The 15,023-nt window shown below is 73.2% G+C and carries 15 protein-coding genes; 7 read left to right on the plus strand and 8 right to left on the minus strand.

Annotated elements, in window-relative coordinates:
• Positions 1 to 48 precede the first annotated feature (48 nt).
• Both ACIA8N_RS26245 and ACIA8N_RS26250 read right to left on the minus strand, forming a co-directional pair.
• Complete coding sequence (locus ACIA8N_RS26245) at positions 49 to 822, minus strand: SDR family NAD(P)-dependent oxidoreductase (protein WP_365778379.1); 774 nt, start codon at positions 820 to 822, stop codon at positions 49 to 51.
• A gap of 24 nt (positions 823 to 846) precedes the next feature.
• Positions 847 to 1,764 carry an LLM class F420-dependent oxidoreductase gene (locus tag ACIA8N_RS26250; protein WP_365778377.1) on the minus strand — a complete coding sequence of 306 codons (918 nt, stop codon included), beginning with the start codon at positions 1,762 to 1,764 and terminating at the stop codon, positions 847 to 849.
• A gap of 141 nt (positions 1,765 to 1,905) precedes the next feature.
• Here ACIA8N_RS26250 and ACIA8N_RS26255 point away from each other — a divergent pair, with 141 nt between their 5' ends.
• Positions 1,906 to 2,289 carry a VOC family protein gene (locus ACIA8N_RS26255; RefSeq protein ID WP_365778375.1) on the plus strand — a complete coding sequence of 128 codons (384 nt, stop codon included), beginning with the start codon at positions 1,906 to 1,908 and terminating at the stop codon, positions 2,287 to 2,289.
• A gap of 61 nt (positions 2,290 to 2,350) precedes the next feature.
• On the opposite strand, the gene ACIA8N_RS26260 is transcribed toward ACIA8N_RS26255, so the two are convergent.
• The gene (locus tag ACIA8N_RS26260; protein ID WP_365778373.1) at positions 2,351 to 3,586 is read right to left on the minus strand and encodes an amidohydrolase family protein; all 1,236 of its coding nucleotides are present in this window, start codon (positions 3,584 to 3,586) and stop codon (positions 2,351 to 2,353) included.
• Positions 3,587 to 3,788: 202 nt separating this feature from the next.
• Here ACIA8N_RS26260 and ACIA8N_RS26265 point away from each other — a divergent pair, with 202 nt between their 5' ends.
• Together ACIA8N_RS26265 and ACIA8N_RS26270 are read left to right on the plus strand one after the other, a co-directional pair.
• Positions 3,789 to 6,941: a BTAD domain-containing putative transcriptional regulator gene (locus tag ACIA8N_RS26265; protein ID WP_365778371.1), complete on the plus strand. Its 3,153-nt coding sequence runs from the start codon at positions 3,789 to 3,791 to the stop codon at positions 6,939 to 6,941.
• 219 nt (positions 6,942 to 7,160) lie between these two features.
• Positions 7,161 to 7,352: a hypothetical protein gene (locus ACIA8N_RS26270; protein ID WP_365778369.1), complete on the plus strand. Its 192-nt coding sequence runs from the start codon at positions 7,161 to 7,163 to the stop codon at positions 7,350 to 7,352.
• Between the two features lie 222 nt (positions 7,353 to 7,574).
• On the opposite strand, the gene ACIA8N_RS26275 is transcribed toward ACIA8N_RS26270, so the two are convergent.
• The 4 genes from ACIA8N_RS26275 to ACIA8N_RS26290 all read right to left on the minus strand — a co-directional run bounded on the left by ACIA8N_RS26275 (position 7,575) and on the right by ACIA8N_RS26290 (position 11,143).
• Positions 7,575 to 8,129 carry a hypothetical protein gene (locus ACIA8N_RS26275; RefSeq protein WP_365778367.1) on the minus strand — a complete coding sequence of 185 codons (555 nt, stop codon included), beginning with the start codon at positions 8,127 to 8,129 and terminating at the stop codon, positions 7,575 to 7,577.
• Entirely contained in the window at positions 8,126 to 8,665 is a 540-nt protein-coding gene (locus tag ACIA8N_RS26280; RefSeq protein WP_365778365.1) for a matrixin family metalloprotease, read from the minus strand. Before ACIA8N_RS26280 ends, ACIA8N_RS26275 begins: the two co-directional genes overlap by 4 nt.
• A gap of 129 nt (positions 8,666 to 8,794) precedes the next feature.
• A complete protein-coding gene (locus ACIA8N_RS26285) occupies positions 8,795 to 9,466 on the minus strand; it encodes a hypothetical protein (protein ID WP_365778363.1) in 672 nt (223 codons plus the stop codon).
• A 120-nt stretch (positions 9,467 to 9,586) separates the two neighbouring features.
• On the minus strand, positions 9,587 to 11,143 hold the full coding sequence (locus tag ACIA8N_RS26290; RefSeq protein WP_365778361.1) for a FadD3 family acyl-CoA ligase: 1,557 nt from the start codon (positions 11,141 to 11,143) through the stop codon (positions 9,587 to 9,589).
• An 83-nt stretch (positions 11,144 to 11,226) separates the two neighbouring features.
• Between ACIA8N_RS26290 and ACIA8N_RS26295 the strand changes: the two genes are divergently transcribed.
• From ACIA8N_RS26295 to ACIA8N_RS26305, 3 genes are read left to right on the plus strand one after another with little or no spacing between them, the layout of a single operon-like run.
• Positions 11,227 to 12,369, plus strand: a complete 1,143-nt coding sequence (locus tag ACIA8N_RS26295) for a lipid-transfer protein (RefSeq protein WP_365778359.1) — start codon at positions 11,227 to 11,229, stop codon at positions 12,367 to 12,369.
• 14 nt (positions 12,370 to 12,383) lie between these two features.
• The gene (locus ACIA8N_RS26300; protein ID WP_365778357.1) at positions 12,384 to 12,809 is read left to right on the plus strand and encodes a zinc ribbon domain-containing protein; all 426 of its coding nucleotides are present in this window, start codon (positions 12,384 to 12,386) and stop codon (positions 12,807 to 12,809) included.
• Positions 12,806 to 13,591: an enoyl-CoA hydratase/isomerase family protein gene (locus ACIA8N_RS26305; protein WP_365778355.1), complete on the plus strand. Its 786-nt coding sequence runs from the start codon at positions 12,806 to 12,808 to the stop codon at positions 13,589 to 13,591. Before ACIA8N_RS26300 ends, ACIA8N_RS26305 begins: the two co-directional genes overlap by 4 nt.
• Positions 13,592 to 13,640: 49 nt before the next feature.
• On the opposite strand, the gene ACIA8N_RS26310 is transcribed toward ACIA8N_RS26305, so the two are convergent.
• Positions 13,641 to 14,261, minus strand: a complete 621-nt coding sequence (locus tag ACIA8N_RS26310) for a hypothetical protein (RefSeq protein WP_365778353.1) — start codon at positions 14,259 to 14,261, stop codon at positions 13,641 to 13,643.
• Between the two features lie 127 nt (positions 14,262 to 14,388).
• Here ACIA8N_RS26310 and ACIA8N_RS26315 point away from each other — a divergent pair, with 127 nt between their 5' ends.
• Entirely contained in the window at positions 14,389 to 14,985 is a 597-nt protein-coding gene (locus ACIA8N_RS26315; protein WP_365778351.1) for a hypothetical protein, read from the plus strand.
• The last annotated feature ends 38 nt before the right edge of the window (positions 14,986 to 15,023 follow it).

Genomic DNA, 15,023 nt, shown 5'->3' on the forward strand with positions numbered 1-15,023 from the left:
CTCTCGCACCGCGGGGCAGGGGCGTCAATACCACTAACTGACGTACCGTCAGAACAGGCTCACACCCGCCAGCCAGCCGCCGTCGACCACGAACGGCTGCCCGGTGACGTACGAGGAGTCGTCCGAGGTCAGGAAGAGCGCGAGGGCCGCCACCTCCTCGGGCCGCCCGATCCGGCCGAGCGGGACGAGCGTGCGGTACAGCGCGCCGGTGGCCGCCGGGTCCACCCCCTCCGGGTTGCTCATGGGCGTGTCGATCGCCCCCGGGCAGACCGCGTTCACCCGGATCCCCTTCGCCGCCAGCTCCAGGGCGGCGACCCGGGTGAGTCCGAGGACGGCGTGCTTGGAGGCCGCGTAGGCGCCGACCCCGGCCATGCCCGTCAGGCCGGTGTACGAGGCGGTGTTGACGATCGTGCCGCCGCCTGCCGCCGCGATCTCGGGCGCGACCGCCTTGATGCCGAGGAAGCAGCCGGTCTGGTTGACGGAGACGATCGCCTGGAACTCCTCCAGGGGTGTGGAGAGCAGCTCGTTGAAGCGGAGGATGCCGGCGTTGTTGACGAGGCCGTCGATCCTCCCGAACCGTTCCGTGGCCGCTGCCACGGCGGCCGCCCAGTCCTCCTCCCTGGTCACGTCCAGGTGGACGTACGCGGCCCGCCCCTCGCCGAGCTCCTCCCGCAGCTCCTTCGCGAGCGCCTCGCCGGGGCCGTCGAGCACGTCCGCGAGGACGACCCGGGCCCCTTCCCCGGCGAACAGCCGGGCCTCCTGCCCGCCCTGCCCGCGCGCCGCCCCGGTGATCAGGACGACCCGCCCGTCCAGCTTGCCCATGTCCGCACTCCTTGGCCGGTATCCCTACAGATGGGGGGCGACCTCCGACCCGAAGGCCGCCATCTGGTCGACGAGTTCGGTACGGCTCCGGGACCGGAACCGCACCTGGATCTGATGGACGCCCATCTCCCCGTACGCGCGCAGGGAGGCGGCGAGCTCCTCGGGCGGGCCGCTCAGGGTGCGGCGGCCCACGTCCCAGCCGGGCGATCCGACGTACAGCGGCTCGACGATCGCGCCCACGGTCAGCGGCTCCCCGATCCCGGCCTCGGCGCGGAGCCGGAGCAGCCTGTGGATCTGCTCGGGCAGCTTCTCGCGCGGGTCGCCCTGCGGCAGCCAGCCGTCCCCCTTGAGCGCGGCCCGCCGGACGGCCGCGGGCGAGGAGCCGCCCACCCAGAGCGGGACCCGCTCCTGTGCGGGCCGGGGCCGCTGTCCGAGGTCCTTGAAGGCGAACCGTTCCCCCACGTGCTCCGGGTACTCCTCGGTCCCGAGGGCGGCCCGCAGCGCGTCGAGGGTCTCGTCGAGCACGGCGCCGCGCCGCTCGAAGTCGGCGCCGACCGCCTCGAACTCCTCCCGTACGTGCCCGGCGCCGACGCCGAGGACCAGCCGGCCGCCGGAGAGGTGGTCGAGCGTGGCGTACGCCTTCGCCGTGACGAGCGGGTGCCGCAGCCCGACGACGGCGACGTGCGAGAGGAGCCGGACGCGCTCGGTGGCGGCGGCGAGAAAGGAGAGCGTGGCGACCGGGTCGTACCAGACGGTGCTCATCGGCCCGGCGAGGCGGCGCGGGATGGCGACGTGGTCGCAGCCGGCGATGTAGTCGAAGCCGTGGGCGTCGGCGGCACGTGCGACGGCGAGCAGGTCCCCGGGCCCGGCGCCGGCCTCCCAGGGCTCGGCGTAGATCACGCTCTGGGACTGGACGGGCAGCTGCATCCCGTAGACGACCATGGGAATCCTCCCGGATCTGACGCTCCGTCAACTGTACGGACAGCGGCCCATGCTCGTCCCTGACGGTCAATCAAACAAGGGCCGGGCCAGGGCGGTGTCACGACCGCTCCCCTCGGGAGTCGGATCCGTAGACTCGCGGGCATGGCATGCCGCATCAGCGAGCTCGTCCTCGACTGCGCCGACCCCGAACGGCTCGCCGCGTTCTGGAGCGAGGTCCTCGGATACGTCGAGATCGAGCGCGAGGAAGACGGAAGCATCGCGATCGGGCCGCCCGGCGTCGGCTTCGGAGGCCCGCAGCCCACCCTCGTCCTCAGCCCCAGCAGCGCTCCCCGAGCCGGGAAGCTCCCGCTCCACCTCGACGTCAGCGCCACCGACCGCGACCAGGCCGCCGAGCTGGAACGCCTGCTCGCCCTCGGCGCCGTACCGGCCGACGTCGGCCAGACCGGCACGGAGAGCTGGCACGTCCTGGCGGACCCGGAGGGCAACGAGTTCTGCCTCCTGCGCGCCCGCATCGCACCGGCCTGACGCGCCCGCCCGACACGCACGCCTGACGCACGCACCCGGGGCCGGGGGCGGGCACTCCGCCCTACGGGTGCCAGAGGCCGTCCGGGGTCAGGCCGAGGAGGTCGATGGCGTTGCCGCGCACGATCCGCTCGACGACGTCCGGGGGCAGGTGCCCCATCTGCGCCTCGCCGACCTCCCGCGACTTGGGCCAGGTGGAGTCCGAGTGCGGGTAGTCGGTCTCGTACAGGACGTTCCCTGCCCCGATGGCGTCCAGGTTGCGCAGCCCGAAGGCGTCGTCGAAGAAGCAGCCGAAGACGTGCCCGGCGAACAGCTCCGACGGGGGGCGCAAGACCTTCTCGGCGACGCCGCCCCAGCCGCGGTTCTCCTCCCACACGACGTCGGCGCGCTCCAGGATGTACGGGATCCAGCCGATCTGCCCCTCCGCGTACATGATCCTCAGGTTCGGGAAGCGCTCGAACTTGCCGCTCATCAGCCAGTCGACCATCGAGAAGCAGCAGTTGGCGAAGGTGATGGTGGAGCCGACGGCCGGCGGGGCGTCGGCGGACGTGGACGGCATCCGGCTGGACGAGCCGATGTGCATGGCGATGACCGTGCCCGTCTCGTCGCAGGCGCGGAAGAAGGGGTCCCAGTGGTCCGTGTGGACCGAGGGGAGCCCGAGGTGCGGCGGGATCTCGGAGAAGGCGACGGCCCGGACCCCGCGCGCGGCGTTCCGCCGGACCTCGGCGGCGGCCAGCTCCGGGTCCCAGAGCGGGATCAGGGTGAGCGGGATCAGCCGGCCGTGCGCCTCGGGCCCGCACCACTCCTCGACCATCCAGTCGTTGTACGCGCGGACGCAGAGCAGCCCCAGCTCGCGGTCGCTCGCCTCGGTGAAGGTCTGCCCGCAGAAGCGGGGGAAGGTGGGGAAGCAGAGCGCGGACTGGACGTGGTTGACGTCCATGTCGGCGAGGCGGTCGGGGACCGAGTGGGACCCCGGGCGCATCTGCTCGAAGGTGATGACCTCGAGCCGTATCTCGTCCCGGTCGTAGCCGACGGCGGTGTCGAGCCGGGTGAGGGGCCGGTGCAGGTCCTCGTACACCCACCAGTCACCCACGGGCCCGTCGTCGCCCTTGGCGCCCATGACCGGGGCGAACTTCCCGCCGAGGAAGGTCATCTCCTTGAGCGGGGCACGGACGATCCGGGGGCCGGTGCCGTGGTACCGGGCCGGGAGCCGGTCCTGCCAGACGTGCGGGGGCTCCACGGTGTGGTCGTCCACCGAGATGATCTTCGGGAAGGTCTCCGTGATCTCTTCACTCTCCATGGCTTTCACGGTAGCGCCGATCTGACGGTCCGTCAGCTCCTCTGCGTCAGATCGGCGGTACGCGTGAGGGTGTGGGCGACGGTGTGAAGGCCCTGTGACGGCCTCACGACCGGTCGCACTGCGGCCGACCCGATGCTGACGGACTCCCTCCGGACAAGGCAGACTGTCCTGGGCGAAACCAGCGGTACGGGCAGGGGGAGCTATGGACCGTGAGGACGGAGCGCGAGTTCCGGTACAGCGGGCTCCGAGGACGGGCGCGGGTGCCGGCTCCGGCGTGGGCAAGGGTGCCGGGTCCGGTACGGGCGGGGGCTCCAGCTCCGGCTTCGGCGTGAGCGCGGGCTCGGGCGCGGGCGCGGGCTCCGACAGCGCGGGCGCGGGCTCCGACAGCGCGGCCGCCACCACGGACACCGGAAACGCCACCACGGAACCCGGAAGCGGCACCACATCCCCCCGCGCCGCCGCCTCGCTGCGCTTCGCCGTGCTCGGACCCGTACGGGCCTGGCGCGACGGCGAACCCGTGCCCACCGGATCGCCCCAGCAGCGGGCCCTGCTCGCCGCCCTGCTCCTGCGCGGCGGGCGTACCGCCACCGCGCACGAGCTGATCGACGCGCTCTGGGGCGAGGAGTCGCCCTCGCAGGCGCTCGCCGCGGTCCGTACGTACGCCTCCCGGCTCCGCAAGGCCCTCGACCCGAAGGTCCTGGTCAGCGAGTCCGGCGGCTACGCGCTCCGGACGACCCCCGACGCGCTCGACGTGGCCGCCGCGCAGGAGCTGGCCGCCGAGGCGGAGAAGCTGCGGGCGGGCGGTGACCGTACGGCCGCCCGCGCGCGGCTCGCGGAGGCGCTCGACCTGTGGGACGGCGAGGTCCTGGCGTCCGTACCCGGCCCGTACGCCGAGACCCAGCGGGCCCGCCTGGAGGAGTGGCGGCTCACGCTCCTCGAAACCCGCCTGGACATCGACCTGGAGGTCGGCGCGCACGCGGAGGCCGTGTCCGAGCTGACCGCGCTCACCGCCGCGCATCCGCTGCGCGAGCGGCTCCGCGAGCTGCTCATGCTCGCGCTGTACCGCAGCGGGCGGCAGGCCGAGGCGCTCGCGGTGTACGCGGACACGCGCCGGCTCCTCGCCGACGAGCTGGGCGTCGACCCGACACCCGAACTGTCCCGGCTCCAGCAGCGCATCCTCCAGGGCGACACCGAACTCGCCCGCCCGGTGGAGGAGGCGGTCCCGGCCGCCGCACCGATCGCCCGCCCGGCCCAACTCCCGGCGACGGTACCGGACTTCACGGGCAGGGCCGCGTTCGTACGGGAACTCGGCGCCCGCCTGTCGACGGCCGAGGGCCACGTCATGGCCGTATCGGCGCTCGCGGGCATCGGAGGCGTGGGAAAGACGACGCTCGCCGTGCACGTGGCCCACGAGGCACGGCCGCACTTCCCGGACGGGCAGCTGTACGTGGACCTCCAGGGCGCGGGCAACCGCGCCGCCGCACCGGAGACGGTCCTCGGCTCGTTCCTGCGGGCCCTCGGCACGCCCGACTCGGCGATCCCGGACTCGCTCGACGACCGGGCGGCGCTCTACCGCTCGACGCTGGACGGCCGCCGGGTCCTGGTCCTCCTGGACAACGCGCGGGACGCCGCCCAGATCCGCCCCCTGCTGCCCGGCACGGCGGGCTGCGCGGCCCTGGTCACCAGCCGCATCCGCATGGTCGACCTGGCGGGCGCGCACCTGGTGGACCTGGACGTGATGTCCCCGGACGAGGCCCTGCAGCTCTTCACGCGGATCGTGGGGCAGGAGCGGGTCCAGGCGGAACGGGAAGCGGCCCTGGACGTGGTCGCGGCCTGCGGCTTCCTTCCCCTGGCGATCCGCATCGCCGCGTCCCGCCTGGCGGCCCGCCGCACGTGGACGGTCTCCGTCCTCGCGGCCAAGCTGGCGGACGAGCGCCGGCGCCTCGACGAACTCCAGGCGGGCGACCTCGCGGTCAAGGCCACCTTCGAACTCGGCTACGGCCAGCTGGAACCGGCCCAGGCCCGCGCCTTCCGCCTCCTGGGCCTGGCAGACGGTCCGGACATCTCCCTCGCGGCGGCGTCGGCGGTCCTCGACCTGCCCCTCTGGGACACGGAGGACCTCCTGGAGGCCCTGGTCGACACGTCCCTCCTGGAGTCGGCGGCGCCCGGCCGCTACCGGTACCACGACCTGGTCAGGCTCTACGCGCGTGCGTGCGCGGACCGCGACGAACAGCCGCCGTCGGAGAAGGAGTCGGCGATGTCCCGCCTCCTGGACTTCTACCTGTCGACGGCGGCGCGGGTGTACGCGATCGAACGCCCCGGCGACCGCCTCGTCGACCACCTGGAACCCACCCGCTACGAGGGCCTGACCTTCACGGACCGCCACGAGGCCCAGGACTGGCTGTACGCCGAGGCCAACTGCCTCCTGGCCACGGTCCGCCAGTCCGCCGCGTCCCCCACCACCCTCCGCCGGGCGGTGGACCTCCTGTGGGCGTCCCTGGACCTGGCGGAGTCGGGCGCGAACTCGAAGGAGTACGAGGCGGTGGCGACGGTGCTGCGGGGGGCGGCGGGCGCGGCCGGCGACGTACGGGCGGAGGGCCGGGCGGCCAACACGCTGGCGTACGTCCACCACTACCAGGGCCGCTTCGACCAGGCCGGCCGCGAGGCCGAGGAGGTCGCCCGGATGGCGCGGTCCGTCGACGATCCGCTGCCCGTCTGCTGGGCGATGAACGCCATGGGCGCCATCGCGCTGTACCAGGGAAGGCACGAGGACGGGGACAGGCACTTCACCCTCGCCATCGCCGAGTTCAGGGCGGCCGGCGACCGGGCGGGCGAGGCGTCCGCCCTGTGCAACCTGTCCCGGCTGCGGCTCGCCGCGGGCCGCCAGGACGACGCCGTCCGCATGGCCCAGCAGGGCGCCGACATGTACGACGACATGGGGCACGCGCTCAAGGGCGCCAACGGCCGGTACGCGCTCGGCCTCGCGCTCACCGAGAGCGGGCAGCTCATGGCGGCCGCCGAGCGGCTCCGGGAGGCGCTGGACGTCTTCGTGGACAGCCGGCAGCGGCTGTGGGAGGGGATGACCCTCTTCCGCCTCGCGGAGGTCGACATCAGAGCACAGCGGTACGGGGCGGCGGCGGCGGGCGCCGAGAAGGCGCTGACCGTGCTCCGGGGGATCGGGGGCGACTGGCGGCGGGGCAACGTCCTCACCGTCCTCGGCCGGGCCCTCCACGCCATCGGGCAGACGGGCCGCGCCCAGGTCTGCTGGCAGGAAGCGCTGGACATCTACGAGGAGTTGTCCGCTCCGGAGGCGAGCGAAGTCAGGGGTCTGCTCGCGCCGCTCGCGGCGGCCTGACCCGGCAGTCGCCGCCGGCGTTCATCATTCGTTTATCGCCCCCCGGCAGACTTCATCTCATCGATCCGTCGCGTCGGGGGGCAGACGGGTCGCCGGTGAGGTCATCACCCGGGCGCACTAGGGTGAACGGCCCAGCGGAGCCCGTCCGGCCGTCCTCGGGGGAACAGCCGGACGGGCTCCACCACCAGCACGCGAAGCCATCCACCAGGAGGGGTCACCATGGGCGACATCGACGCCACGGATCCGATCATCAAGCCGGAGAACCTGCACGTCACCGGCACGGAGACCGACCAGATCGGCACCAAGAACCTGCACGTCACCACAGAGCCGGCCGACGCCATCGCGGACAAGGTACTCGGCGGCGGAGCCTCGACCGAGAACCTCCACGTGACGACGGAGCCGGCCAAGTAGACCACTCCCGACGGGGAGCGGCCGCGGCGGCGACTTCGGGGGAGCCGCCGGGGCCCACCAGGGAGGTCCGGTCGACGGGGGAGCACACGGGCTCGGGGGACGCCCGGCGGAACCAGGGGGGATCCGTCCGGGCAGGGCCCGTGCGCGACGCGATCGGACCACCGAACAGGAGGGGCCGGGCATCTGCCCGGCCCCTCTCTCGTGCGCGCGCCCGACCGGCGCTCACGCGCCCTCGGCGCAGGCCGGGTCCGCCGGGCCCACCAGGCCGCGGGCCACGTGGTTCGTCCAGCGGACGAGGGCGGAGTCCGGTTCCTCCTTGGCGTAGCGGGTGTAGCCGTCGCCGTACGCGGGGTCGGGGGTGTAGCCGACGACGTACGTGTGGCCGGGGCGGAGCACCGGATACTGCGGGTCGTGGCTCGTGTAGTGGCCCTCGGGGTCCTTGCCCACACCCTGGCCGAGGGTGACGGTCGTGGGGCCCTCGCCCTTCAGCGGCCGCAGGACGCGGAGGCGGACCCGCTGGATGCCGCCGGTGTCGCCGTCGGTGTCGGTGTCGTAGCCGACGGTCTCCTCGACGGTGGCGTAGGCGAGGCGGCTCATGGCGGCCGGGACGTACTCGTCGCGGGAGAGGTCCGGGAGACAGAGGGCGTGCACGGGCGCCCGGCGGGTGGTGAAGGCGTCCGTCGCGGCCCAGCCGACGGCTCCGAGGACGAGCGTGCCGGCGACGGCGAGACCGGCGATCCGCATCGGCTTCCTGGGATTCCTGGGCTTCCTGGTCATTTCCACAGCTTCCGGTAGTTCGCCTCGTCGCGGTGCGTCGGCTCGGTCGGCGGGTTGTCGACGACCTTCGTCCACATGACGGAGGCCCAGGTGTCCGGCTTGTGGCACAGCCCGAGGGCGTGCCCGAGCTCGTGGACGGCGACGTGCCGCCGGGAGGCGCGGTCCTTGTAGCGGCCGTCGAGGTAGTAGGAGTTCAGGTAGATGTAGTCGACGCCCGGTTTGCCCTGCCAGTAGCCCGCGTGGCCGTCGGCCTTGGAGTAGTCCCGCCACTCCAGGTCGTTGACGCTGCCCGCGCCGTCCGGGGCGATCTTCACCAGGCCGAGGGACCAGACCTCGTGGGCCCACTTCAGGGGGTCGTTGTACTTGCTGTCGTCCTCCCAGCGCAGCTCCTTGCCGTCCACGCTGGAGTCGCCACGGGCCTCGGACTCGCCGCGCACGCAGGGCGCGGGCGCGACCGGGGCCGCCGCCGCGTGCGGGCTGAGCAGAAGGGCGGCGGCCAGAACGGTGGCGACCGTGACGGGGCCCGTCGCCCTCATGGGGTGCTCCTCGCGCGATCCGGGGGCCGGGTTCCGGAGCGTATCGCCGGGTCCGGGGCGAGGCGGCGGGGATACGCCCGACGTCACCCGGCCGGGCGAGCGCCCGGCCGTCGTCCTCGTACGTCCGGGTCAGCGGGCGTAGGAGCCCAGGCCCACCAGGCAGTACACGTACTCGTTGATCGTGGTGCCGTTCATCGTGTAGCGGTGGGAGAAGGCGTACTCGGTCTTCGGGTTGGCGTTGCACCTGTTCATGTCCGAGGTGAAGGGGAACGTCTGGATCACCTTGTAGTGGGCGTCGGACGCCGAGCAGGGGACCTCGTCGACGCCGCTGACGCTCTGCGGTGTCTCCGAGTTCGGGAGGTCGCCGTTGAGGCAGGTGCCCTTCTCGTACGGGTCGGGCTCCTCCTCCGTGGGAGTGGCCGTGGCCGTCGCCGTGGGGGCCGGGTCGAGGTCGAAGCTCGGCGGGGGCTCGTACGAGAAGGTCGGGACCGGGCCCGGGCCCCTGGAGCCGGCGTTGTCGTCCCCGTCCTCCGCCAGGAGGGACACGCCGCCGATGATCGCGCCGATCACGAAGAGGGGGATCAGGCAGCCGAGGACGCCCGACTTCTTGCCCTGCTGCGCTCCGGCGACCGTGATCCGCAGGTGGACCGTGCCGTCGCCGAGCCGGGCCGCGACGAGTTCGCCGTGGCGGCAGGGGCGGACGGTGAGGTGGGCGGGGCCGGTCGGCAGCTGGACGGTGATGATCACGCCCTGGGCTGCCTGCTGCGGGGTGAGGGTGAGGGGGATCTCTTGCGTCGACACCGGCTGCTCCTGGAGAGGGGGAGGTGAAGGACTGCCCATATGACGTGTACACGAGGGGAGTTGGTTGCGACGCGGCCGGCCTTCGGTGGCGTCCCACCGGGCCTCTCCGCCCCCTGCCCGTCAGCCGTCCGCCCGCGCCCGCAGCTGCCCCTTCACCACCTTCCCGCTCGCGTTCCTCGGCAGCTCCTCCACGAACTCGACCTGCCTCGGCACCTTGTAGTTCGCCATCTCGCGCCTCGACCAGGCGATCAGGTCGTCCGCCGTGACCCGCGCCCCCGCCCTCCGTACCGCGAACGCCTTGCCGACCTCGCCGAGGCGCGGGTCGGGGACGCCGATGACGGCGACGTCCGCGATGTCCGGGTGGAGGCCGATGAGCTGCTCGATCTCGGCCGGGTAGGCGTTGAAGCCGCCCACGATGAACATGTCCTTGAGGCGGTCGGTGATCCGCAGGTTGCCCGCCGCGTCCAGGACGCCGATGTCGCCGGTGCGGAGCCAGCCGTCCGCGTCGATCGCCTCCGCCGTCGCCCGCTCGTCCTCGAAGTAGCCGCTCATCACGTGATGGCCCCGGACCAGGACCTCCCCGGTCGGCGAGAGGCGGACCTCCGTGCCGGGGATCGGGCGGCCCGACGTCGTGGCGACGGTCTCGTCCGGGTCGTCGCGCCGGCACATGGTGACGATGCCGCTCGCCTCGGAGAGGCCGTACGCGGTGAGGACCGTGCCGACGCCGAGTTCGGTGCGCAGGCGCTCGACGAGGCGGAGGGGGACCACGGCCGCGCCCGTCACGACGAGGCGGAGGGACGTGAGGTCGTGGGCCGGGCGGGCGGGGTGGTCGAGGAGCGACTGGTGGAGGGTGGGCGGGCCGGGGAGGACGGTGACGCGCTCCGCGGCGATGTTCGCGAGGACCGTGTCGACGGTGAAGACGGACTGGGGGACGATCACCGCGCCCCGCATCAGGCAGGCCAGGATCCCGGCCTTGTAGCCGAAGGTGTGGAAGAAGGGGTTGACCACGAGGTAGCGGTCGCCCTCGCGGAGACCGGCGAGCTCGGACCAGATGGCGTAGCAGCGCAGGCTCTGGGCGTGGCTGATGACGGCGCCCTTGGGGCGGCCGGTGGTACCGGAGGTGTAGATGATGTCGGAGGGGGCGGCGGGGTCGATCCCGTCGGCCCGGGCGCGGACGCGGGCGGCCGGGACGGTGTCGCCCTCCGCGAGGAACGCCTTCCAGGTGGTCCAGGCCGCGTCGTCGGGTGCCGTGTCGCCGAGGACCACGACCCGCTCCAGGTGCGGGAGTTCGACGCGGGAGCGACGCAGGGAGGCCACGTACGAGGTGCCGAGGAAGGTGCCGGTGACGAAGAGCAGCCTGGCCCGGGAGCGCTGGAGGACGTCGGCGGCCTCGGGGCCCTTGAATCGGGTGTTCAGGGGGACGAGGACGGCGCCGGCGGTGACGGCGCCGAGGGCGGCGACGATCCAGTCGAGGGTGTTGGGGGCCCAGATCGCCACCCGGTCGCCGGCCCGTATCCCGGTGGCGAGGCAGGCGGCGGCGGCCCGTTCGACGCGCTCGCCGAGTTCGGCGTAGCCGACGCGGGTACGGCCGTCGGCTACGGCCTCCCGTGCGCCGTACCGCTCGGCCGCCGCCCGTACGAGACCGGGGATCGTGCCCCATTCCAGGTCTCCGCGCATACCCCACCTCCAGTAGCTGACTATCCGTCAGATTAGTTGTAACCTGACGCGCTGTCAGCACCGCTGCCGCATCGGGAGGTTCCGTGCTCAAGGACGCCACCGCCATCGTCGGCATAGGCCAGACCGCCTTCGCGAAACAGCTCCCCGAGACCGAGAAGGCCCTCGCCTGCCGGGCGATCCTCGCCGCCCTCGACGACGCCGGGATCGCCCCCTCCGAGGTCGACGCCTTCGCCTCGTACACCATGGAGGAGACCGACGAGGTCGAGGTGGCCAAGGCAATCGGCGCCGGGGACGTCACCTTCTTCTCCAAGATCGGCTACGGCGGCGGCGGCTCCTGCGCCACCGTCGGACACCTCGCCGCCGCCGTCGCCACCGGCCAGGCGAGCGTCGGCGTCGCCTGGCGGTCCAGGAAGCGGGGCAGCGGACCCCGCCCCTGGAAGAACACCGCCGTCCAGCTGCCCACCCCAGGACAGTGGACCCGCCCCTTCGGGCTGCTCCGCCCCGCCGACGAGATCGGCATGCTCGCCCGCCGCTACATGCACGAGTACGGCGCCACCCGCGACCACCTCTTCAACGTCGCCCTCGCCTGCCGCAACCGCGCCAACCAGAACCCAGCCGCGATCATGTACGAGCGCCCGCTGACCCGCGAGATGTACATGACCTCCCGCTGGATCAGCGAACCCCTCTGCCTCTTCGACAACTGCCTGGAGACCGACGGCGCCCTCGCCTGCGTGATCGTCTCCGCCGAACGGGCCCGCGACTGCCGGCGGAAGCCGGTGTACGTGCACGCCGCCGCCCAGGGCCTGCCCGCCCAGCACCACGGCATGGTCAACTACTGGAACGACGACCCGCTGTCCGGACCCGCCTGGACCGCCGCCCGCCACCTCTGGAAGCACGCCGACTTCGGCCCCCAGGACGTCGACGTAGCCCAGATCTACGACGCCTTCACCCCGCTCGTCCCGCTCTCCCTGGAGGGCTACGGCTTCTGCGGGCGCGGCGAGGGCGCCGCCTTCACCGAGGGCGGGGCCCTGGAGATCGGCGGCCGGCTGCCCCTCAACACCGGCGGAGGCGGCCTCTCGGAGGCGTACGTCCACGGCTTCAACCTCATCACCGAGGGCGTGAAGCAACTCCGCGGCACCTCCACCGCCCAAGTCCCCGACGCCGCCACCTGCCTCGTCACGGCCGGCGAGGGCGTCCCCACGTCGGCCGTCCTGCTGCGCGCCTGAGGAGCTGATCCGCCATGCTGACCCCCGTGCCCGACGAGGACGGCGCCCCCTTCTGGGAGTACGCCGCCCAGGGCGAACTGCGCGTCCAGAGCTGCGCCGACTGCGGCGAACTCCGCTTCCCGCCCCGCCCCTGCTGCCCGCACTGCCAGTCCTTCGCGAGCGCCTGGCGGCTCATGAGCGGACGCGGCCGGATCTGGTCGTACGTCCTGCCCCACCCGCCCCTCCTGCCCGACTACGCCGCCCAGCCCGGCTACAACGCGGTCCTCGTCGAGCTCGCCGACGCCCCCCGCATCCGCCTCGCGGGCAACGTCGTCACGGCCCCCGACGCCCCCCTGAACTCGGTCGACCCGGCCCGGCTGCGCATCGGCGCCCCGGTGAAGGTGGCCTTCACCGAGGTCGACGGCGTCACCGTCCCCCGCTGGCTCCTGGAGCGCGGGTGAGCACCCCCGGCGTCACGGTCGACCGCGACAGGGAGACCGGGGTCGCGGTCGTCACCCTCGACCGGGCGGAGAAGCACAACGCGATCACCCTGGACATGGCCCGCGGACTCGGCGGCGTGTGGAAGGGGTTCCGGTACGAGGACGACGTCCGCGCGATCGTCGTCACCGGGGCCGGGGGGCGGGCCTTCTGCACCGGGATCGACCGGGAGGCCGCCGGGAACGTCCCCCAGCCCTCCTCCCCGTACACGATCGACGACCCCCTCCTCACGATCGGCCCCAAGGCGAACGACCTGTGGAAACCGGTGATCGCCGCCGTCGAGGGCATGGCCTGCGGCGGGGCCTTCTACCTGCTCGGCGAGTCCGAGTTCCTGATCGCCGGCGAGGGCGCCACCTTCTTCGACCCGCACACCACCTACGGGATGGTCAGCGCCTTCGAGACCGTCCACATGGCGCAGCGGATGCCCCACGGGGAGGTCGCCCGGATGGCGCTGATGGGCGGCGCGGAACGGATCTCGGCCCGGCGGGCGTACGAGACGGGGCTCGTCAGCGAGGTGACGGAGCCCGGCGGGGCGCTGGCCGCCGCCCGCGGGGCCGCCGCCGTCATCGCCTCGTACCCGACGGAGGCGGTGCAGGGGACGGTCCGGGCGCTCTGGTCGGTGAAGGAGACGGCCCGGGCCCAGGCGCTGGCCCACGCGCCGCACCTGGTCGCGCTGGGCAACCTGCCGGGCGACCGGCAGGCGGAGCTGTTCACCCGGCGGGGCGCGGGGTTCAGGACGAGGTAGGCCCGGGGCTCAGGACGTAGGCCCGGGGTTCAGGACGTGAACCCGGGGCTCAGGACGAGGTGGGCGAGGGCGTCGCGGTGGAGGCGGTGGCTCCCGGTTCCACACCCATGTCGTACGCCCAGCACTCCTTCACCTGGCCGACGTTCTCCGGGCGCGCCATCTCGACCTCGACGGTCCTCGTGCCCCGGCGCTCGACCGTGACGTCGGTGCTGACCTGGTCCACCGCGCCGCCGCTCGCCCCCTTGAACACCACGACGATCCGGAACGTCTTCTCCGTGTCGGCGTTCGAGGTGACCTTCACCGTCGCCGTGAGGTCCGCCTTGCGGGCGGGCTTGCCCTTGCGCTTCTTCCGCGCGGGATCCACGCAGTCGACGACGGAGACGTGGACGTCCGCCGTCGAGGTGGCGGTCGGCGTCGGGGCGTACGTGGTCTGGCCACCGGAGCCGCCCGAGCTGTCCGAGCCGCTGCCCGAGCCGCTGTAGTCGTCGTTGCTCTTCTCGTCGCTGGAGCAGCCGCCGCCGGAGTCGTCCGAGCGGCTCTTGCCGCTCTTGCTCTTCCCGCTGCCGCCGCCGCTGCCGCCGCTGCTGCTGCCGTGGCCGGTGTGGAAACCGGTCAGCGCGAGCACCACCACCGTGAGCGTCGCCGCGAGCTTCAGGCGTGTGCGTACCATCGCCGTTCCCCGTTCTCCCTGTCGTGTCCGCGCCACTCTAGGGGGCGTCCTGTGCCGCGTGGCGGGCCCCCCTCACCCGGCGTAGCGTCGGGAGCGAGAGAGCCGGAACCGTTGGGAGGCCGTATCGATGATTCGCAACATCGTCGGCTCGGTTTTGGCTCTCGCCGGAGCGACGGCCGCCGTCTGGAGCCCCTTCCGTGCCTGGTACGACGGCCGTCACGGGCGCGACTACGCGATCGACGAGCTGTTCACCGGTATCACCGACGCCAAGGCGGACGTACTCGGCTCGATCCTCGCGCCCTTCCTCTTCGCCGCGCTCCTGACCGTCCTCGGGGTGGTGTTCCGCTCCCGGCTGCTCGTCGCCCTCGCCGGGCTCGTCGTCCTCGGCTTCACGATCCTGTGGATGGTGCGGGTCGGGCAGGCCGAGGGCAGCCTCACGGTCGGCGGCGACGGCGCCGGGCTCGGCGACGGGGTCGCGAACGCCCTCGGCGGCGGGGTCCTGCTGCTGCTCGGCGCGCTCGTCATGTCCGGCAGGACCCGCAGGCACCGGGTGGACGGGGAACCCCGGCCCACCCATCCCACGCTCGACGGCCCGCCGCCGGACGACACCACCCACGGGCCTGACCAGCACCCGCAGGCCTCTGCGCCGTACGCGGCGACGCGGACGTTCCACGTGCCGACCTGGGACCCGGACCGGGAGAACCCGCCGCCGCCGAAGCAGTAGGCCGCCGAAGCAGTGGGCAGGGCTCCCGGCGCGGCTGC

The organism is Streptomyces sp. NPDC051822, from assembly GCF_044452745.1.
Taxonomy (GTDB): Bacteria; Actinomycetota; Actinomycetes; order Streptomycetales; family Streptomycetaceae; genus Streptomyces.